General features: G+C 60.0%; 20 protein-coding genes and 1 tRNA gene. 8 read left to right on the top strand and 13 right to left on the bottom strand.

What is annotated here, in order from left to right; translation table 11 throughout:
* The first annotated feature begins 166 nt into the window (after window positions 1-166).
* Entirely contained in the window at window positions 167-1,273 is a 1,107-nt protein-coding gene (locus FP026_RS21615) for a porin (protein WP_149636647.1), read from the top strand.
* Window positions 1,274-1,523: 250 nt separating this feature from the next.
* Window positions 1,524-1,850 (top strand): hypothetical protein, encoded by a 327-nt coding sequence (locus FP026_RS21610; protein WP_149636646.1) that lies wholly within the window; start codon window positions 1,524-1,526, stop codon window positions 1,848-1,850.
* Window positions 1,851-2,024: 174 nt separating this feature from the next.
* Here the strand turns inward: FP026_RS21610 and FP026_RS21605 are convergent, their stop codons facing one another.
* Entirely contained in the window at window positions 2,025-2,282 is a 258-nt protein-coding gene (locus FP026_RS21605; RefSeq protein WP_149636645.1) for a hypothetical protein, read from the bottom strand.
* Between the two features lie 174 nt (window positions 2,283-2,456).
* On the opposite strand from FP026_RS21605, the gene FP026_RS21600 reads away from it, so the two are divergent.
* Entirely contained in the window at window positions 2,457-2,861 is a 405-nt protein-coding gene (locus tag FP026_RS21600) for a BA14K family protein (protein ID WP_149636644.1), read from the top strand.
* A gap of 87 nt (window positions 2,862-2,948) precedes the next feature.
* A tRNA-Pro gene (locus FP026_RS21595) sits at window positions 2,949-3,025 on the top strand.
* A gap of 38 nt (window positions 3,026-3,063) precedes the next feature.
* Here FP026_RS21595 and FP026_RS21590 read toward each other — a convergent pair.
* Together FP026_RS21590 and FP026_RS21585 are read right to left on the bottom strand one after the other, a co-directional pair.
* Window positions 3,064-3,762, bottom strand: coding sequence for a thermonuclease family protein (locus FP026_RS21590; RefSeq protein WP_149636643.1), 699 nt, complete (start codon window positions 3,760-3,762; stop codon window positions 3,064-3,066).
* A 91-nt stretch (window positions 3,763-3,853) separates the two neighbouring features.
* A complete protein-coding gene (locus tag FP026_RS21585) occupies window positions 3,854-4,246 on the bottom strand; it encodes a hypothetical protein (RefSeq protein WP_188112651.1) in 393 nt (130 codons plus the stop codon).
* Window positions 4,247-4,487: 241 nt separating this feature from the next.
* Here FP026_RS21585 and FP026_RS21580 point away from each other — a divergent pair, with 241 nt between their 5' ends.
* Together FP026_RS21580 and FP026_RS21575 are read left to right on the top strand one after the other, a co-directional pair.
* Window positions 4,488-4,700: a hypothetical protein gene (locus FP026_RS21580; RefSeq protein WP_112344167.1), complete on the top strand. Its 213-nt coding sequence runs from the start codon at window positions 4,488-4,490 to the stop codon at window positions 4,698-4,700.
* Window positions 4,701-4,925: 225 nt separating this feature from the next.
* On the top strand, window positions 4,926-5,948 hold the full coding sequence (locus FP026_RS21575) for an extracellular catalytic domain type 1 short-chain-length polyhydroxyalkanoate depolymerase (protein WP_246665405.1): 1,023 nt from the start codon (window positions 4,926-4,928) through the stop codon (window positions 5,946-5,948).
* Between the two features lie 74 nt (window positions 5,949-6,022).
* Here the strand turns inward: FP026_RS21575 and FP026_RS21570 are convergent, their stop codons facing one another.
* The 6 genes from FP026_RS21570 to FP026_RS21545 form a co-directional block, all read right to left on the bottom strand.
* Window positions 6,023-6,313: a helix-turn-helix domain-containing protein gene (locus FP026_RS21570; RefSeq protein ID WP_149636642.1), complete on the bottom strand. Its 291-nt coding sequence runs from the start codon at window positions 6,311-6,313 to the stop codon at window positions 6,023-6,025.
* A gap of 64 nt (window positions 6,314-6,377) precedes the next feature.
* Entirely contained in the window at window positions 6,378-7,613 is a 1,236-nt protein-coding gene (locus tag FP026_RS21565) for a glycosyltransferase family 4 protein (protein WP_149636641.1), read from the bottom strand.
* Window positions 7,610-8,872 carry an O-antigen ligase family protein gene (locus FP026_RS21560; RefSeq protein WP_149636640.1) on the bottom strand — a complete coding sequence of 421 codons (1,263 nt, stop codon included), beginning with the start codon at window positions 8,870-8,872 and terminating at the stop codon, window positions 7,610-7,612. Before FP026_RS21560 ends, FP026_RS21565 begins: the two co-directional genes overlap by 4 nt.
* Window positions 8,869-10,428: an undecaprenyl-phosphate glucose phosphotransferase gene (locus FP026_RS21555; RefSeq protein ID WP_149636639.1), complete on the bottom strand. Its 1,560-nt coding sequence runs from the start codon at window positions 10,426-10,428 to the stop codon at window positions 8,869-8,871. Before FP026_RS21555 ends, FP026_RS21560 begins: the two co-directional genes overlap by 4 nt.
* A 76-nt stretch (window positions 10,429-10,504) precedes the next feature.
* Window positions 10,505-11,650 (bottom strand): glycosyltransferase family 4 protein, encoded by a 1,146-nt coding sequence (locus tag FP026_RS21550; protein WP_149636638.1) that lies wholly within the window; start codon window positions 11,648-11,650, stop codon window positions 10,505-10,507.
* Window positions 11,651-11,662: 12 nt separating this feature from the next.
* Window positions 11,663-12,238, bottom strand: a complete 576-nt coding sequence (locus FP026_RS21545) for a polysaccharide biosynthesis/export family protein (protein ID WP_112344270.1) — start codon at window positions 12,236-12,238, stop codon at window positions 11,663-11,665.
* Window positions 12,239-12,429: 191 nt separating this feature from the next.
* Here FP026_RS21545 and FP026_RS21540 point away from each other — a divergent pair, with 191 nt between their 5' ends.
* Window positions 12,430-14,673, top strand: a complete 2,244-nt coding sequence (locus FP026_RS21540; RefSeq protein ID WP_149636637.1) for an exopolysaccharide transport family protein — start codon at window positions 12,430-12,432, stop codon at window positions 14,671-14,673.
* On the opposite strand, the gene FP026_RS21535 is transcribed toward FP026_RS21540, so the two are convergent.
* Window positions 14,674-15,930, bottom strand: a complete 1,257-nt coding sequence (locus FP026_RS21535) for a GNAT family N-acetyltransferase (protein ID WP_149636636.1) — start codon at window positions 15,928-15,930, stop codon at window positions 14,674-14,676. It abuts the gene before it with no gap.
* Window positions 15,931-16,065: 135 nt separating this feature from the next.
* On the bottom strand, window positions 16,066-16,275 hold the full coding sequence (locus FP026_RS21530) for a DUF2842 domain-containing protein (protein WP_047627098.1): 210 nt from the start codon (window positions 16,273-16,275) through the stop codon (window positions 16,066-16,068).
* 113 nt (window positions 16,276-16,388) lie between these two features.
* Between FP026_RS21530 and FP026_RS21525 the strand changes: the two genes are divergently transcribed.
* Window positions 16,389-17,492 carry a COX15/CtaA family protein gene (locus tag FP026_RS21525; RefSeq protein WP_149636635.1) on the top strand — a complete coding sequence of 368 codons (1,104 nt, stop codon included), beginning with the start codon at window positions 16,389-16,391 and terminating at the stop codon, window positions 17,490-17,492.
* A gap of 22 nt (window positions 17,493-17,514) precedes the next feature.
* Here FP026_RS21525 and FP026_RS21520 read toward each other — a convergent pair whose 3' ends face one another.
* Complete coding sequence (locus FP026_RS21520) at window positions 17,515-18,825, bottom strand: DUF2778 domain-containing protein (RefSeq protein ID WP_149636634.1); 1,311 nt, start codon at window positions 18,823-18,825, stop codon at window positions 17,515-17,517.
* Between the two features lie 426 nt (window positions 18,826-19,251).
* Entirely contained in the window at window positions 19,252-20,184 is a 933-nt protein-coding gene (gene argC, locus FP026_RS21515) for an N-acetyl-gamma-glutamyl-phosphate reductase (protein ID WP_149636633.1), read from the bottom strand.
* Between the last annotated feature and the right edge of the window lie 88 nt (window positions 20,185-20,272).

Below are 20,272 nucleotides of genomic sequence, written 5' to 3'. Positions count from 1 at the left end.
GTTCGTAAGCCTTATTAACTTGCCGTGGTAGTACCACAGGTTCAGTTTGACGGCGAAGCTTCTTTGCTTCGCCCTGTGTGAGGGGAACAGCCAGTCAGGCTATGGAGGGGCACGTTGTTGTCTGCCGGGAGACTCCATCCCTGATGGATAGTCGAATGGAGACACCATGAACATCAAGAGCCTTCTTCTTGGCTCCGCCGCTGCCATCGCTGCAGCGAGCGCCGCCCATGCCGCTGACGCTATTGTCGCCGCCGAACCCGAACCGCTTGAATATGTTCGTATCTGTGATGCGTACGGAACAGGCTATTTCTATATTCCCGGCACCGAAACCTGCCTGAAGATCGGTGGCAAAGTCCGCACCGAAGGTGAGTGGTATGACGCTTACAATCCGCGCAGCAGGGTCGGAACGCTCTGGCACGAGCGCGTGGAACTCGATGTCGATACGGCGACCGACACCGAATACGGCCCGCTGAAGACCAACACCATCTTCCGCTGGGAATGGAACGATGGTGGCGCGACCTCCTCCAAGCTCCTGTTCGCCAATATCAGCCTTGCTGGCTTCACGGTTGGCAAGCTCGACTCGCAGTTCAACCTCTATGCCGGCTATGCCGGCGATGTCATCAACGACGACGCGATCTATGACGGTCCATACGAACTCAACCAGCTGACCTACAACTACGACGCAGGCAATGGCTTCACGGCTGTGATCTCGCTCGAAGACAGCTACTCCGCCTCCGATGGCGAGGCATCTTATGGCGCGGGATGGTGGACGGACGACAAGTCCAACCATTACGCTCCCGATGTCGTTGCCGGCGCTGGCTACAAGGCCGGGAACTGGGGCTTCAAGATCGTCGGCGGCTACGACTCGATCGTCGAAGAGGGTGCGATCAAGGCTCGTATCGACGCCAAGTTCGGCGGCGTGGAAGCCTTCCTGATGGGCGGCTGGAACACCGATGGCGACAAGCTCAACAAATATGCCGGCACGAACCAGGACATTTCCGCTTGCACGACGTCGAGCGGTTCAGTCAACGCCGGCAAGTGCGGCTGGGGCGACTGGGCTGTCTGGGGTGGTGTCGGCGTGCCGATCAATGACAAACTGAAGTGGAACCTGCAGCTCGCCTACACCGAGTCCAAGATCTTCGAAGCGACCACTAATCTGAAGTTCCACCCGGTCAAGGATTTCCTGGTGGAGCCTGAAGTGACTTACATGCACTACGATTTCATCAATAACGACACGGTTGCCGGCATTCTCCGCTTCGAGCGGAATTTCTAATCCGGGATGAGTGATCTCCACCACCGGCGTATATACGCCGGCTGAATGCGGAAGGCCCTGTTCTTTGACGGGGCCTTCTTCATTTTCGGCTTTATCCTATTGAGTTGTTAAGCAAAATACTATCTTCGCGAGTGCTTTCGGGCGCTTTCGCAGGCTTTCGGGTACTATGCGTACGACTCTTGCTTGCTAAAGCTTACCATTGGCTGTATTCCCCGCCATCGGGACTATATCTAAAATTGCCGGAGGGAATATGCGTATACGTGCCACCGTGGCCGCGAGTCTCGTCGCCATTACTACCATTCTGTCGAGCTGCCAGACGCCGCAGGAATCTGCGATGAGTGCCGAAATGACGTGTCAATCGCAGGGGCTCCGCCCCGGCACGCAGCGCTACAATCGCTGCGTCGGCGCGACCTATCAGGCCAACCGCGTCCAGGCGCAGCAGGCTGAAAATCAGGCTGCCGGGCTTGCCGCTGCCGGGATCATCGGCGGCGTTCTCGTCGGCGCCGCCGTCAGCGACCATAACCATCGCGGCTATTACGGCCGGCCTTATTACCGTCGCTGCTATCGCTGCTGGTAAGCTTAGCCGTCGCCAGCTATTCGTCCTCCGTCGGCTCACACCGGCGGAGTTTTCGTTTCATGAGCAACCATAGCAATTCCAGGAAAGGTGCACAGCGGTTTTCCGTCCGGAATTGCGTAAAGCAAAGAGTGGAGCGGTTCAGCGATTCCATGAAACGCTGAACCGTTCTGGCCGTCAGAATGGCGGGCTCATCACCTGGCGGTTGGAGAGTTTCAGGCTCCGGTCGGGTTGGATGATGTAGGTTTCCACGACATCCTCGCCCCACTGGTTGGTGAAATGATGCTGAAATTGCGAGCCGGGAGGCGATTGCGTCAACTTCATATGCGGTTGACCGCCATAGGTGATGCTGCCGGGAATGGGCTGCAGCGGTTCGCTTGTCGTGCATGCGGCAAGCAACGGTGCGCACAGCATAAGCATTATAACAGGTTTCATGGCCTTAACTTTCCGCTCGCTTCGTATCCCCTGAAAACCATCGCACAAAAAGACGGAGGGGCATCTATGAGTGTGGCTCCAAATCACTATATACAAATAATCACGGCATGCCCGGCAGCAAGGTTTTCACGCAGAAGTGCATGATGCTGTCGCCGGATTTCGAAGGAGTCGCATATGTTTACGATCGCCAGGTCGATAACAGCCGCGGGCTTTGGCCTTTTGCTGGCAGCCGGTGTCGCCATGCCGGCCGGCGCCATTACCATGCCGGCCTTATCCGTGCCCGCACCTGTACAATCGGATATTATCCAGGTGCATGATCATGGCCACGGCCATTGGCATCACCACAACCGGTGGGGCAGCGGCCATAGGCTGCATGGTAATGATAGTTATTATGACGATAATTCGGACAGTGGCGTGCTCTTCAAGTCCTTCGTAACCGGCACGCTCTTCAGCGGGCAGCGCGCACAGGGCTATTACGATGACGGTCATGCCCGCGCCTGCGCCAGCCGCTATCGCTCCTATCGCGCCTCGGACAATACCTATCAGCCGAGCTATAGGCTAAGGCGGGAGTGCCGCTGAGCGCGCAACTTTTTCTGAGCAAGCCGTTACTTTTCGCTTGCGTCGGGAAACTCTAAACTCTAAACGAAACAAGCCGTTTCGGCAGGTCGGGGCGTAGCGCAGCCCGGTAGCGCACTTGACTGGGGGTCAAGGGGTCGCTGGTTCGAGTCCAGTCGCCCCGACCATTTATCTCCTTGAACTCCCAATCGAATTTCCAGAAAAATCAGCCGCACCAGGACGGCGCTTGGCCGGTCCAGCGGCGCGCAAGGCCTTCGGAGACCATCTGGTCGCCGATCGAGCGGCCGGCGCGCATGGCGATGCGCAGCTTGCCGCCATTCCGGTCGTCGGGGCGGTTGCTGCCGGAAAGCACGAAGGTCCCGTCATTGAGAATGGCCTGCAGGCGCAGTTTCGCGGTCACGGCCCTCTGCCTCTCGCCAGGGCAGCGCGCGGCATCCGCATCCGGCACGTCGATATCGGCCAGCTGAATCCTGACGCCGTTCTGCCAGAAGGTATTGCCGTCGACCACGCAATTCGTTCCGGAACCGGGGCCGCAAATCACGAAACGGCTACCAGTCTGAGGTCGCAGGCTGGGGACGGGCCGTTCGATCGGTATTCTGCTGACCGGCAATGCCACGGGAATGGCGGCGGGTGGTACGGGCAGGGCCGATGCCGCCGCGCGCGGCTCGGGAGCGATCACGGCAGTCTTGGTTTGCGGCTTGGCCGCTGGCACCGGCGCTTCCCGGGCCATATGCGGCATGCTGGCGACCGCGCCGGCATGGGCAAGCATGGACGGCATTTCGTTACGATGCTGATAGACATAGATGCCGGCCACGGTTGCCAGGCCGACGCCGCCCCATAGCCACATCGAATTGCCCGCCTTGGATTGCGGTTTGCGTCGCGTGCGCCGTTTCGCTTTTGCCATGGTATCATCCCTCAATTGCGAGGGGATTATCGCTGCCATTTCTTACCGATCCGTTGGCTTGGACCGGATTTGCGAACTGAGATGGGAAAGGCTACTTCGCGGCTGCTGCCGCCGGCTTGAGTTTCACCGACATTGTCACCTGTCCGTTGATGGAAAGCCTCGCGCCGCGGTTGTCGAGATTGTTGACGGAGCTATTGCTCGACATGGCGCTGATCTCACAGGCGTCGGCGATGGTATCGAGCAGGGTCGCGCAGCTGCTCGCCGCGATCTTGTAGAAGGATTTCAAGGCCTTTTCCTGCTGCTCCTCACTATCGCCGTCCGCCACCGGATAGGAGATCGATATTCCGGATTGAACGGAAATGTATCCCTCCGGCTGTTGGTGGGGATTGCGCAAGGGAAGGTTCTGAAAATTCTGTGCAAGGGCCGGCAGCGTCGTGCCGAAAAGCGCCATGCCAAGGGCAGCCGAAATCAAAAATTTGTTCATCAACTTCCATCCGTTTTTCCCCTTTTTCGCAGATGCGGATAAAGGCTTCGTGATGTGGTAACTTAAAATTGTACTCTTAGGAAAATTACCGTCATGTCTGCGAATCAGACGGGCGTGATTGCCGAAATGCTTCCTTGCCAAGACTTCGCGCAAAGCGCATAGTCTGCTCTGATCGTCGGATATAGAGCGGGTGACGGCGAGGTTCAGCGTGCTTCTGCCCGAAAGATGACGAGATGCACGAATGTTGGAAACTCCTATTCATCCGCGGGATTTGCCCCTGTTTTCAGACGATCTCGATCGCTTGGAGAAGGTGCTGGACACGGTTTGCAAGGATCGTGGCATGAACTCCCGCAGCCCGGAGGCCGAACGTCTCGGGGCGTTGATCATACAACTTTACCGCCAGGGCGTGAAGGACGACGCAAAACTGCTTGCGCTCGCCAGGGCTTATTTCTGACACAACCGCGTTTTTTTATGGCCAACGATCTAATCGATTTAAGCTGATTTCACATAGCAGCAATGATGCTTTGTGCCTGTTCGAAACGGACCTGCCTCCCTATATTTGCTGCGTTGCACAAAGAGATTCGATTTCTCGATTGTCACTGCTCCTGGAAAGGAACAGTGCGCGCCAGCTTGCAGCGGAAGAAAAAACCGACCGCAGTTGGCGTGGATAGAAAGGTCCATGATGAATTTTAAAGTTCCGAGCCGGCTTCGCCGCTTGCTTGTCGATTCCGTCGAGCTGCCTCAGCTCAAGTTTCCGATGACGCAGCCGCTGTCGAAGCCATCGCGCCGTCGCGTGTCCACGCGACCCGCGCCGCAGCGGCTGACGGAAGTCCTATGGTTCGGCCGCAATCCTGGCGACCTGCGCATGCTCGAATACGTGCCACCGGGTGTCAAGGGACCGATGCCGCTCGTCGTTGTTCTGCATGGCTGTCACCAGAATGCCGAGGATTTCGATCGCGCCAGCGGCTGGACCGCACTGGCGCGCTCGTACGGCTTTGCCGTGCTTTATGCCGAGCAGAAGATGTCGAACAATCCCAATCTGTGTTTCAACTGGTTTCGTCCGAGCATGGTAACGCGCGACCGCGGCGAACTCGGCTCAATCCGCGAAATGATCGATTTCAGCCGCCGGCTGCATGACATCGATGACAGCAGGATTTTCGTCATGGGCCTGTCAGCAGGCGGCGCCCTGTCGGCTGCGTTGCTGGCAACCTATCCGGAGCTGTTTGCAGCAGGCGCCATCATCGGCGGTTTGCCTTTCGGTGCCGCCCGCGATGCCATGTCGGCGTTTGACGTCATGAGGCGAGGCTCGGCCAAGACGGGTGAAAAATGGGGCGAACTCGTTCGCGAAGTCTCGCCCGAAGCTGCCCGCTATCCTGCGGTCTCCATATGGCATGGAGATGAGGATGAGGTCGTGTCCTTTGCCAATGCGGAGGCATCCGTGGCGCAGTGGCTTGCCGCGCATGAGCGCCCGCGCACCAAGGGCCGGCTGCGCCTTTTCGACGGCGGCGAGCGCCGCGAATGGCGCGATGACTACGGCAATATGATCCTGGAACTCGTGACGCTGAACGATTTCGGCCATGGCCTGCCTGTCGGCTCTGCCGTCGAGGGCTGGGAGCCTGCCAACGACACCGAGCGCTTCATCCTGCCCGCCGCGCTATCGGCGCCGGAAGAGCTCGTCAAAAGCTGGAAGCTGGCGGCCTGAATGCGCCGCATAAACGGCATGCGAGAGATCGGCGTCCAAAGCGCCATGACAGATCCTAGAGATCGCGATGCGCTTTAGTCGTCATTGGTGGCATTCAGGTTTTCCGGCCGGATGCCGTCATTCTCAGACCAATGCTTGAATCGTATCCCGGGACCACCAGTGCCGTCGCTGCCGCCGGCGAGGAAGACGACGCCGTGATTTTCCAGGATGGAGCGAACTGTGGAAAGTGCCTTGAAATCGCTCGAGGCGCCGTCCGTTTCCAGTGCCTCGATCGTCGAAACCGGAAGCTTGCTTTCGTTGGCAAGCGCTTCCACCGTCAGTCCGAGCATGGCGCGCGCGCCGCGTAATTGCGCTGAAGTAATCATGGGTTAAGTCTATCGCATCGGCTCCAAAAGCGGAACTGGCTTCGAATAAAAATCACGCGGGAGCTTAAAGAGCGGCCGCGCTCTTCCTTCGGCCTTCCACCGTATCCAGCAAGCTGGCACTTCCCTCCAATACCAATGGCGCGGGGAGGGGGCGACCGAGCAGATCATGATAGATTTTCTCGGTCGCGTCGGCCATGCCGGCCAGGGTATAGTCATCCTTGCGGCGGCGTGCTTCGGCGGTGAGCTTTGCAAGCAGCATCGGATCGGCAAGACGCGCCATCGCGGCTGCCAATGCTTCCGGGTCGTCGCTGTTCGGGACGATATAGCCGTTCTTGCCATGTTCCAGCACCGTGCGCGCGCCACCGACATCGGCGAGCAGCAGCGGCTTGCCGGCGGCTGCAGCCTCCAGCATCACGTAGGACATCGCCTCATAACGGCTCGGCATGACGACGGCGTCGAAGGCGTCGATGGCGGTCACGCCCGGCACGCTACCGTCGAGCCGGGCGCGGTCTTCGAGGCCTGCGGCTTTGATCCTCTCCCTGACGCTCTCGGCCAGCTCGCCGATCCCGATCATCAAAAGATGGGCTTGCGGTATGTCTGCGGCTATTCGCGCGAAGGCGCCCACAAGGCGCTCTGGCGCCTTCTGGCGGGTCATCCGGCCGACGAAGCCAAAGAGAAGGGCGCCCTGCGGGATGCCGTATTTCTTGCGGATGGCTGCGCGCTGGCTGAGGGGAGGCGCGTTGACGCCGTTGACAACGACGCTTAGGCGCGCTTCGGGAATGCCGAGTGAGACGGCATGATTATATTCGTCCTGCGAAACGCAGACTAGGCGATCCGTCAGCCAGGTGCCGAGAAAGCGCTCGATGCCGCCATAGATCAGCCGTCCCTTGGCGCCGAGCGTCGGGTCCATGGTGCGGAAGGCATGCGGCGTATAAAGGACCGGTACATGCCGTCCGGGTAGCCGCAGACGCGTCAGCGCGCCGGCTTTCGAACTGTGGCCGTGGATCAGATCGAAAGGCCCGTATGTCGCCGCGATCTTGCGAAGCTGCCACCAGGCCAAGAGATCCCAAGGGCCTGGCGCGCGCCGCATGTCGAGCGGAATGACATGATCCAGACCGATGTTCTCCAACTCCGTCACAAAGGCGGTTTCGGCGCGCACCGGCGAATAGATGGCCGTCACCGAATGGCCGCGATGTTGCATCGCCCGGCACAGATCGAGAAAATGCCGCCCGGAGCCGCCGCCGCTCGGTTCGAGGGCCTGCAGCAGCGACAGACGCTTGACGTTGGTGCGGATATTCAAGGCGCGGCTTCCCTTCTGCTCAAGCTACGCTGGTACTTTTGCTCGAGAACGCCGCAGCCCCAGACGATGCCGATCAACATGTAAAGATGGCGCCAATGGTCGGTGTCGATGACATTGCCGATGCCGACATGGCCGAGAATGACGATCCAGGCGATCATCACGAAGGGCTGCCAGGGCCGTTCCCTCAGGAGGTTGCGGAAGCCGATATAGATGGTCCAGCAGATCATGCTGACCCAGCAGAAAAAGCCGAGCCAGCCGTAGGTGGTCAGCGTCTTGAGCCAGGTATTGTGCTCGTCCTCGCGAAAGATCTGGCCGAAGACCAGCGGTCCTATGCCGAGCGGCCGTTCCATCGACATCATGAAGCCGATGCTGTGGCGTTCGAAGCGGCCGAGATGTCCGCCGTCATAGCTTTGCACGAGCTGCGTGCGCGTGGAAAACAGGTCGCTGACCTGCGGAAACTGCAGCGCGACGATGAGCAGGACGACCATCAGGATAATCGCGGTCAGCGACATGACCAGGATGCGCAGCCGGAACCTATTGCTGCGATGTTTCAGCAGCATGCAGAAGATCAGCATCATCGAGGCGAATGCGAACAGCGCCCAGGCCGCGCGGGAGAAGGAGAGGAAGATGCCGAAGGCGAGGACGAAGAGGCAGATGCCCTTGATCGGAGCCTTCTTCAGGTCGCCGATCAGAAGACCATGCATGAGGTAGATGCTCGGTGTCACCAGATAGGGACCAAAGACGTTCGGGTCCTGAAAGGCGCCCATGGCGCGGTCGTAGCGGGTGAAGATGTCGAAACCCGGCACGGCATGGAAATAACCGAGAATGCCGAGGCTCGCTGTGATCAGCGCCGCCGCCACCCAGGTGTTGAAGATCAGCTTCAGCCGTCTTTCGCTATCCTCGACGATGGCCGCATAAAAGACGGAGCTCAGGGCAAGAAAGGTGGATACGGCGATATAGATCGGACCGTCCAGATGGTTGCCGGCGGTAAGATCATGCATCTGCGTGATCGAGAGCATGCCGCCGACGTTGAATGCCAGGAACAGGGCCAGAAGCGGCGCGATGCTCCGTGATATCTTCAACCCGAGGATGAACCATATGCCGATGAGAAAGGCGAGCCACAGCTCATAGGGCGCCGGCTCCGCGATCACGAAGCCGGAGAGAAACACGCCGACAGCGACGCTCGCAGTACCGACCAGCCGCATTGCGGCAAGCTGCGGCTGGGCGACGCCGGACGATGGGAGGTCGATCGCGCTCAATAGGCGTTTTCCGTATTGAGCAGACGGAACGGCGTCAGGAACAGGATCTTCAGATCGAACAGCAGCGACCAGTTCTCGATATAGTAGAGATCATAGGCCGTGCGGAACTTGATCTTGTCGTCGCTGTCGATCTCGCCGCGCCAGCCGTTGATCTGCGCCCAGCCGGTCACGCCGGGCTTGACGCGATGGCGCGCGAAATAGCCTTCGACGACATCCGCATAGGTGCGGTTATGGCTGGCGGCAAGCACCGCATGCGGCCGTGGGCCGACGAGAGAGAGGCTGCCGAGCAGCACGTTGAAAAGCTGCGGCAGCTCGTCGATCGATGTCTTGCGGATGAAGCGTCCGACGGGGGTGACGCGGGGATCGTTCTTCGTCACGGCGTTGCGCGCCGTCGGATCGCTCATATGCGTATACATGGAGCGGAATTTGAAGACCTTGATGATTTCGTTGTTGAAGCCGTGGCGCTTCTGCATGAAGAAGACCGGCCCCTTCGAGGTTGCCTTCACGGCGATCGCGGCACCGAGCATCACCGGCCAGAGCAAAGCGAGTGCCACCAAGCTGAAGAAGATGTCGAAGATGCGCTTGGCAACGCCGTCCCAATCACGAATCGGCTTGTTGAAGATGTCGAGCATCGGCACGGCGCCGACATGCGAATAGGCGCGTGGGCGGAAGCGCAGCTTGTTGGCATGTGCCGCCAGGCGAATGTCGACGGGCAGCACCCACAGCATCTTGAGCAATTGCAGGATGCGCTCTTCGGCGCTGATCGGAAGCGCGATGATCAGCATGTCGACGCGCACGAGACGGGCAAATTCGACGAGTTCTCCCACTGTCCCCAGCTTGGGATAGCCGGCGACCATGACGGGTGAACGCTTTTCGCCGCGATCATCGAAGATGCCGCAGATGCGGATGTCGTTGTCGGGTTGGTGTTCGAGGGCGCGGATGAGTTCCTTGGCGGGTTCGCCGCCGCCGATGATCACGGCGCGTCTTTCCATGATGCCGTTGCGGGCCCAATTGCGAATGCCGTAAGCGAAAAGCAGCCGGGCGATGAGCAGGAAACCCGCACCCACCGCGAGCCACAGGCCGAGAAGGTGAAACGAATAGATATTGTTGATGTCGAACGGGATAAGCGCGATGGCCATGACCGCAAATGCAGCAGCCCACGATCCGAGAATGCGGTGCAGGAAGTGATGCGGCGCGCGCAATATCTGTATCTGATAGGCGTCGGCGATCTGCAGAAACACGATGGCAAGACCGCTGAGCGCGATGGTCACCGCAGCCTTCGACACGAATGGATGATCGTCCGGCGCCGTTCCGAAAAAGAGGGTTGCAAGCCCCAGCGCAAGCAATGACAGGAATTCGAACAGCCGGTACTGCCCCACTATGATCGCTGGAGACTGATTGGTTTCGTGAAACTGTTCGGCGATTTGCCGGGCATAGGCATTCAAGCTGCTCGGATGGTCGCTGCGCGGCTCTTCTGCATCGCGAGTGCGGATTTCCGAAACCTGCTTGCGAATATTGTCCAAGTTAAATTGCTCGGACTTCTCAGTAGTGTTCATGGCAATTTATCCGGTCGTTACCGGAAAATGCCTATCAGGTATCAGCTAAGAAACACTTACAACACTAGCTTGTATTCTAAGCGTTGGCGTCCATGCCAAGTATATTTTGATACAGGCGCAGAGTATCCCGCGCCATGGCCGAGGCCGAAAAGTTTAAACGGATTGTCTCGATATGGGGCATGTTGCGGCGGCCAAACTCCGGCTCGCTTATCGCCTTGGCCATCACGCGCGACAGGTCGTCTGCGTCCTCCGGCTTGGCGAGCGCCGGGCTGTTTTCGCCAAGCGCTTCCGGAATACCGCCGACGCGCGAGGCAATGACGGTCTTTCCGGCGGCAAGCGCCTCCAGGACGATATAGGGCATGGCTTCGGCGCGGGAGGGAACGATGACGTTCTGAGACACGGTAAAGGCCTCCTGAACGCGCATGGCCGGAAGCATGCCGATGCGATGGCCGAGGCCGCGCTCGGTCATCATCCTCTGATACTTTTCCCTGTCCGGCCCGTCGCCGATCATCAATGCCGAAAGCGGCCTGCCGATCCGTCTCTCGGTCCTCGCAAAGGCATCCACGAACAGATCGGGACCTTTGAGGTCCCGCAGCATGCCGATGTAGACGAAATGCACCGAGTCCGATCGTGTCGGCACACTGCGGAAATCCCGGTCGCTGATGCCGTTGTAGATCATGACTGAGCGGGTGCGCGGCTTGCCGATCTTCCTCTCGTAGGTGCGCCGTTCGAAATCACAGATGAAGATCAGCCCGTCGGTCAGGAACTCCAGCATGCGCTCCATACTATGCACCAGCATGCCCTGCAGCGAGGCGCGGGGAAAGTGGAGGCTGCCGCCATGCGCGGTATAGAGGCGGGCTACGCGATACCTGTTGACCCGCAGGATCGAGCCGAGAACGCGCGCAAGCAGGCCGCCCTTGGCGCCATGCCCATGCAGCACGTCCGGCCGCAAACTTCTGATTTCCTTGTAACTGCTCCAAAGCGTCGCAGTATCCGACAGGCTGATCTGCCGCCGGATCGGCAGCCGGATCACGCCAAGCGCCAGAAAGGGCGCGATGTCGCTGAACAGGCGGTCCTCATGGTCGCCGCCCGTGAGGCTGTCGCAGAGGATGCCGACCTGGTGTCCCGCCTTGCTCTGCTCTTCCACCAGATCGCGGACATGACGGAAAATGCCGCCGACCGGCGATCTGAAGCAATGGAGGATTCGAAGTGGTCTGGCCATGAGCGGGTGCGGTTAGAACAACCGCTCTCTGACATAGATCGTGTCACCTGCCAGCACCGGGTCCGAAATACCGACCCGTCCCGTCATGACATGACCGTTGATCTTGCGGGTGACATCGGCATTGGATTGGTTGGCTCGGCTCGTGAAGCCGCCGGCAACCGCAATGGCGTTTTGGATCGTCATGCCAGGCACGTAGGAATATTGGCCGGGCTGACCGACTTCGCCCATGATATAGACCGAGCGATAGCGGTCGATATCGATGGTTACGTCGGGATCGCGGATATAGCCCTGGCGGAGCTTCTGCGCGATCTGGCCGGAGAGTTGCTGCAAGGTCCTGCCGCGGGCAGGCACCTGGCCGATCAGCGGGAAGGCAATGTAGCCGGCCTGGTCGATCGTATAGGTATTGGTCAATCCCGGCTGGTCGAACACAGTCACGCGCAGCCGGTCGCCGCTATCAAGCGCATAGGGCTGAATAGTAGCCTCATTGAAGGCTTTCGGCGCAGGCTGATAGGTATTGCAGCCGGTAAGCGCGGCGCTCACGGCTGCCACGCCAAGTGCCAGGAAGATCTTTGGCTTTGCGAAGGGCATTTCGCGCTCATAAGAAAGGGAAAACACTGTCGTCGTTATCAATCCGTTAGGGTTAACGGTCGGTAAAGAGCGAAAGAAATTCCGGCAAAAATTAGTGAAGCTAAAAATAACGCTTGAGAAATACTATTAACGCTTGGGTTACCATAGTCGTTTACGATTAATTCTGGCTTTCTATTACGGAGTTCTTGTATATGTCCGGTGTCAACAACACCCAGCAGGATGTGGACATCGATCTCGCGCAGCTCTTCCGCGCCGTGTGGCAGCGGCGGTTGCGCGTCTTTGCCATTACGCTGGCAGGGGCCTGTCTGGCTTTCGTCTTCGCGAAGTTCGTTTCACCGGAATATCGCAGCGAGGCGCGTATTCTGATAGAGCAGCGCGCGCCGGCATTTGCGACGACCACGGCTAACAACGACTCCAGTTCCGCGCCTTTGCTGGACGAGCTCAATATTGCCAGCCAGGTGCAGATCCTGCAATCGGCGGATCTGGTCAAGCAGGTCATTACCAATCTCAAGCTCTACGATCGCACAGAATTCGCTGCCGGCAGCAACGGCTCCGCGCTCTCCGATATTCTCGTCAAGCTGCACCTGAAGCGCCCCGCCGCCGACAAGGCGCCGGAAGAGCGGATGTTGGATGCCTTCAACAGCCGCCTGCAGGTTTACCAGATCAACAGTTCGCGCGTGATCGGCATAAGCTTCACCTCCCGCGATCCGGATCTTGCGGCCAGCGTCCCGAATGCGATGGCGCAGGTCTATCTGTCGATGCAGAGCGGCGCCAAACTCGATTCCAACAGCGAGGCGACACGCTGGCTGGAGCCGGAGATCGCCAAGCTGCGCGAGAAGGTCAGCGAGGCCGAAAAGAAGGTCGCGGATTATCGCTCCGCCAACGGCCTTCTTCAGACCAGCCAAAACAGCAATTTCGCCACGCAGCAGCTTGCGGATATTTCCACGCAGCTCGCCCAGGTGCGCGGCGATCGCGCCAATGCCGAGGCGCGGGCGCAATCCGTGCGCAGCGCATTGTCCAGCGGCCGCTCCACCGACACGCTCGCCGACGTCTCCGGGTCGCTGACCATACAACGGCTAAAGGCGACGGAATCCGGCTTGGAATCGCAGATCTCGGATCTGTCCACGACACTGATGGACGGTCATCCTCGCCTGAAGAGCCTGCGCGCGCAGCTTGCCGATATCCGACAGCAGATCAATCGCGAGACCCAGAAAATTCTGGCCAGCATCGAAAATGAGGCAAAGGTGTCGCAGCTGCGCGAACAGCAGCTATTGGCGCAATCGAACACGCTGAAAGCCGACAGCGCGCGGGCAGGGGAGGACGAGGTCGGCCTGAACGCGCTGGAACGCGAGGCTACGGCCGAGCGGCAACTGCTCGAAACCTATCTCTCACGCTATCGCGAGGCCACCTCGCGCGCCGACAAGAATTCGAGCCCCGCCGATGCCCGCGTAGTCTCCACCGCTGTCGAACCGGTCGATCCGTCGTTTCCGAAGGTCGGTCCCATCATCGTCGTCGCAACCTTGGCGACTTTCATCCTGACTGCCATCGTCATCATGCTCGCGGAGCTGTTCAGCGGCCGGGCATTGCGGCCCATCGGTCCTGCGCGCAAGGAAGCGGCCGCCTCGGTCGAAACGCCTGAGCAGGCCCAAGCTGACAACCCAACCGATACCCCAGCCAATATCGAAGTGATGCCGGCTCGCGCCGCTGTCAGGGCAAATCGCGGCGCGATGCACGCGAGCCTGCTTTCGGTTCCGGTGGAGGAAACCCCGGTCCAGGTTGCGGATCCCGCCATTGATGGGGCAGATGAACCGAAGAGCGAAGATCATGCGGTGGAGGAAGAAGAGGATTTCTCCATCCAATCCGTCGCCGATTATTTGATCGACAACGGATCGCGGCTGGCTATCGCCATATCTCCGACCGGTGACGACGGATCCACCGCGACGGTGATGCTGGCGCGGACCCTCGCCGATGCGGGAAGCCGTGTCGTGCTGGTCGACATGACCGGTTCGGGATGCCCCTCCAGGCTGATGGCCGAACATGGAGAGCTTGCCGGCGTGACGGATCTGCTTTGCGGCGAAGCGGCCTTTGGTGACACGATCCATCCGGATCGGCTGTCGGACGCCCATCTCGTGCCGCAAGGCATGAGCGACCTCGCCCGCGCCATGCGCGGCGCCGACCGCCTGTCGCTGATCTTGGATGCGCTCGGTTCGGCCTATGACATCGTTCTGGTGGAATGCGGCGCGGCCGAAGTTTCCGGTGTCGCGCGGCTGACGCGCAGCAAGGACACGGAAATCATCCTTTCCATGCCGGAGCCCGAAGAGGGCCAATTCATGGTCGCGATGACGGAATTCCAGAAGGCGGGCTATGAACACATCATCCTGATGTCCGGATGGCGCGAGGAGCATGATCCCGATACGCGCCGCGACGCCGCCTGATCAGTCCCCGTCGGTCTCGCCCGCTGGCGTTGCGTCGGCACCGCGGCGTGTCCGCATTCGCTGGATAAAGGCATAGAGCTTTCGATTGGATTTGATCGCCGTTTTCGTGCGCGTCATGCTCCGTTGTGCCGTTGCGGCCAGAAGGCCCAGGCCCGAGATCGGCAGGAGCAGATCATGCTGCACGGTTTCCATCGGGCACCAGGAGCGCTTGTAGATCTGGTCGCCGATGCCGAAATCGAAGAGGGCGGCGCCTTCGCGATGCAGCCGCTCGATCATCAGCCAGAACAGCAATTCGCCGGGGCTCGCCTCGGCAACCAACGTCTCGTCGATGGAGGCGAACTGGCAGATGACGTGATCTCCCTTTCGGGAGAGGGCTGCGATCGCCGGGATGTGCCCCTCATGCTCGCCCTTGAGGCGCAGCGCGTGCATCTGCAGCGTCACGTCGGACGTGTTGTTTCCGCGCGGGTGCAGCAGCGCGTGCAGCGCCCTTTTGGTCGGAGCGTCGTCGAAGACGTCAGGCAAGCCGGCATCGCGGAAGCGGATCGCCTTCTGGCGGAAGAACAGGTCCAGGAGAGCGTCCTGTTTATCGGGGTCGGCAATCACATATTCGTAGCCGCCCTTGGCGTCGAGAATCCTGCTTTGATGCTTGAACTTCTTGCGCCGCCGCTTGGCGTTCACCTGCTTCAGGCTTGCTTCGAAACTGCCAAGAAAAGGCATCTGGAAGGCATGGTTCTGGTTTTCGACGGCGGGGAGGGAGGCGAGCGGGCTGGGGCGGCCACGCCATTCGAAAGGTATATTGCGCAGGATGGCGAGATCCGCCCTGCCGCGCAAAGCAGTCGCGATGCCTGACGCCTGGGCGGAGGTCAATTTTCCATTCGCGAGAAGCTCGGATGAAAACAGGCCGGTATTGATGTTGCTGTGACGGCCTCCGATGAATTCCGCCCGCCTTATTCCACGGCTGCGAATAATCTCCAACGGCAGGATGAAGGCTGGACGATCTCCGATGGAGCCCCGAACGATGGCGAGAGGATGCTGATAGCTTTCGACCCAGGCCGTGCACCAATCATAGCTCTGGTGCAGTGAGGCGAGATTGTCTTGCTCCAGCATGCGCCATTCCGCTTCGAGCGGTGCCATGCTGTCGAAGATGTCAACCCGGAGATGGTCGGCTCTGGCCGGCTCCATCCGACTGGATGCAATGCCCCCATCCGCTGCCTCGGCGGGCGGCATGCCGGCGATATCTCGCATCTGGGTCTGCATCCGATCTTCTCCGCTCCGGCGGTATTCGAAAGCAGTCTGGCGGGCAACGGCTTATTTTTGGCTTAAGATGGGACATGTACGCGCCAGAAGGCGCGGATCAGGGTTAGCCTTGTGTAAATCGTACGCGGGCGAGCCTCATTGCGGGCGCGGGCCGGCCATCCACTTGATGATGCCCATTGCCGGCAATACCCAGATGATGCCGCTGAAAAAGAAATACAGGAAATGAACCCAGCCGGGTTGATCCGCGAGCGTTCGCACTGCAACGATCATGGCAACGATCGCATAGATTGCAACCAACAGCACAAGCAAGATCATGCCGATGAATTTACGCAGGCGAAGCGGCACGGGATTTTTCTCCTCTTTACGACGACATGCCGCGACGGCATGCCGCAAACTCCCGGGACTTGTTTTGCACGCCCCTATCGGGCAAATCAACAGCCTGATCGAAGGGAGAAGCCATGGCCGCCACTAATTTTACGACCGAACAGGCTATTTTGAAGGAAGTAGCCCGTCAGGACCGCAATCGCCGCGCCATCCGCATCTGGCTTGCCTGCGTGCTTCTGGTTCTGTTCGGCCTCGTGCTGGTGGGCGGCGCGACGCGCCTTACCAATTCAGGCCTGTCGATCACGCAATGGCAGCCGATCCACGGCGTCATCCCGCCGCTGAACGCACAGGAATGGGAAGAGGAGTTCACCCTCTACAAACGCATCCCGCAATTCCAGGTCCTGAACAAGGATATGACGGTCGATCAGTTCAAGACCATATTCTGGTGGGAGTGGGCGCATCGTCTGCTGGCGCGCACTATCGGCATCATCTTCGGCTTGCCGTTGCTGTTCTTCGTCCTGACCGGCCGCGTCGAACGGAAACTCTGGCTGCCGCTGGCCGGCATTTTCGTGCTCGGCGGCCTTCAGGGAGCAATCGGCTGGTGGATGGTCTCCTCAGGCCTGGAAGCGCGCACCGATGTCAGCCAATACCGCCTGGCCACCCATCTCGTCACCGCCTGTCTGATCTTTGCCGCCTGCATGTGGTTCATGCGCGCCTTGTCGCCGCATTCGAATGAGCCGCCGCCGACGCGTTATTCGGCGACGCTTGCCGGTCTCATCGCCTTCATGGCGCTGTTTCAGATCTATCTCGGCGCGCTCGTCGCCGGCCTCGATGCCGGCCTTTCCTACAATACCTGGCCGCTGATGGACGGCGCCGTCGTGCCGGGAGACCTCTTTATACAGTCGCCGGGCTGGATCAATTTCTTCGAGAATCCGAAGACGGTCCAGTTCGTCCACCGCCTCGGCGCCTATGCGCTGTTCATCGTTGTCGCCTTCAACATGATCATCTCACTACAGGCAGCGCCGCAAACGACGCATGCGCGCCGCTCCGTCGTCGTGTTCGTGCTGGTGCTGATCCAGGCGATCCTCGGCATCTCGACGCTGCTGCTGCATGTGCCGCTGGATCTGGCTCTTGCGCATCAGGCAGGTGCCTTGATCGTCTTTGGTTTCGCCATTGCCAATTGGCGCGGTTTCTATGGCGAACTACCGCGCCAGACGTCGATCGTCGTGAGAAATTGAGGCGTATCACGCCTCGATACTTTTAGCGCGCCGAGGCAACGCTTGCCGCTGACGACACTCGCGAGACGACTTTCAACCGCTTGATTTCGCCGCGCTTGAAGGCAGCGAGGAAGCGGCTGTAATCCTTAAAGACCACGCAGCCATTCGATTCGGCGCGGCCTCCTCTGAGCATATATGTGTGAGCCAGCAAGCCGTCGCGGCCATAGACGCGGGCGCCGCTTGCGGGTGTCAGGCGCAGCGCCTGCACGCCATGGAACAAGCTTTCCCTATATGTCAGGCTATAAGTTTCAGGTGGCGTCGGGCCGGTGTTTTTGCGGTCGACATAGCGGGGATTATCACGCATGTGGCCGAGGCCGGAATGCGCCTCGAGGCGTTCGCCGCTCGGCAGGTAGACGGTCTTTGCCTCGATATCGTAGATCGCGGTACCTTGGCCCGGGCTGATTGCGGCAAAGGGGTTGATGAAGGGCTTCGTCTTGCGCACGGAGCTGTCGTCCGGGTCCGCATAGGCCATCACGCGCGACGGCGGCTGAGCGGCGGTATCGTCGCCTGTTGCCCTGGCGATGGCGGCGGTGGCGCCGGCGCGCTGCACGGGTGTTTCGGGGTCAGGGCGGGCCACCGGAATGACGTTGAGCACGGCTTCGGCCACGGCAATGTCGGCGTCCTTGGCAGGCAATGGTTTCGCTTCGGCAATGGCAGGCAGGCTCACCTCGGGCGCTGCCGCGGCAATGGCAGCCGGCCGCGCGGCCGTGTTTGCGGGGCTCGCAGCGGGTATCAGGGCAGCGGCATATTTCATCTGGTTCAGCTGCTGCACAGCAGTAGCGAAGTTTATGGCGATTACCTTGCGCAGATGGTCGATCGCCTCCGGCGGGGCAGCGGCCACTTCGATACGGCCGCCTTTGATGCTGGCCGCGGCGTTTTGCGCCTGCTTGATCTCGGAGGTCTGCTGCGCCAGAGCATTCGCCAGTTTCAAGCGAACCGAATTCGCGCCGGCGGCTTTCGCTTGAACTTCTGCGTCCGCCATGCTGCCGAAGCGGCTCTGCCCATGCAGCGATGTCGTCTGGGCGGCGAGACGGGTGGGACGCAGCACATGATTCTGCGGGACAATGAAAGCCGAGGCACGCGGCGCCAGGAAATTGTCGGTCGAAGCCGCCGCCCCGGGAAGGGACAGCACCATGGATTGCGTTGTCATCAGCGTCGCGGTGATCCAGGCGAAGGCCGTTACGGCAACGCCGGTGGCCAAGGTACCGGGACGGATGCGGAAGGATTTTTTCGATCGCGGGGCGTAGCCGGAACGCGAATTGAAGTTACCGAAGGTCTCGGTCGCAAACGCCATGATACTCGTTATCCAAACTACACAGACACCACGCCGGCTCAAAAACGCACAAGCGCCCTAACGCGAAAGCCGCGTCCGGCCGCCGACTTGCCGACTGTCTGGAAGCATGCCGAATTATGGTAACCAATTCCTTTACGATGGTTCATTCGCAGATATTCATTTAAAAAAGGGATACTTTGAACGCCACTCACTCGGTCAGTGAAGCCGTTAAAGAGCAAATCCGCCCGACAATTGGTCGCGGCGCCTCATGGCCAATCACATTTCCGTGCGGTGCCAGCTAATTTAGCGAGAAGGCGGAAATAAGGCTGAGCGGATTTGCGCGCGCGAAATCGCGAATAGGCAATTGCCGGCACAAGAAAGCCCGGCCTTGTCGAACCTTCGCGGAGGACGGGCCGGGCTGGTAGAGTTTTACCTGCGTTGGGCGGTTTAGGCGCCGAGCATCAGATCCATGTTCTGCACGGCGGCGCCCGAAGCGCCCTTGCCGAGATTGTCGAGCAGCGCCACCAGGTTGGCCTGCTCGCCGCCCGGCGTGCCGAAGACGAAGAGCTTCATCGTGTCCTGGCCGGCGAGCTCGACGGCATTGACGCGGGGCAGGGCGCGGCTTTCCTCAAGCGAGACGACCTGAACGATATCCTGGCCGGCATAATGGGCCGACAGCGCAGCATGGATGCTTTCGAGCGTTACGCCCTCGGCCAGATCGCCGAGATGCAGCGGCACCTGCACGATCATGCCTTGGGGGAAACGTCCGACGGAGGGCGAAAAGATCGGTGCCCGGTCGAGCAGACCATGCGTCGTCATCTCGGGCACGTGCTTGTGGGTGAGCGGCAGGCCGTAGAGGAAGTGCGGCGCGGTAATCGCATCCGGATGATCCGGATTTTCCATCTGCGCGATCATCTGCTTGCCGCCGCCGGTATAGCCCGAAACGGCGTTGACCGTGACGGGATAACCTGCCGGGATGATACCCGCGGCACGCAGCGGTCGGATGAGGCCGATCGCACCCGTCGGATAGCAGCCGGGATTGGCGACGAAGCGCGAAGACTTGATCCGGTTACCCTGATCCTTGTCCATTTCCGCAAAGCCATAGGCCCAGTCGGGATGGATACGGAAGGCCGTCGAGGTGTCGATGACGCGAACATTGTTGTTAGCCGCCACCATCTTTACCGCTTCCTTCGACGCATCGTCGGGCAGGCAGAGAATGGCGATGTCGGCGCTGTTCAGCATGTCCTCGCGCATGGCGGCATTGCGCCGTTCCGCTTCCGGAATGGACAGAAGCTCGACATCGCGGCGGTCGGCCATGCGCGTGCGGATCTGCAAGCCCGTGGTGCCGTGTTCGCCATCGATGAAAATCTTCGGTGCCATCTTATTCCTGCTCTTTCAATAGGTTGAGAGTGTTTCCGGACTCAGTTTGCCATGCAGTTGATTCAATTTCATAACGGCCGCTTCGAAG

The organism is Martinezella tropici, assembly GCF_008370325.1.
Classification (GTDB): domain Bacteria; phylum Pseudomonadota; class Alphaproteobacteria; order Rhizobiales; family Rhizobiaceae; genus Rhizobium; species Rhizobium tropici_B.
The sequence above is the reverse complement of the archived record's forward strand: the minus strand, read 5'-3'. Positions and strand labels throughout refer to the sequence as shown.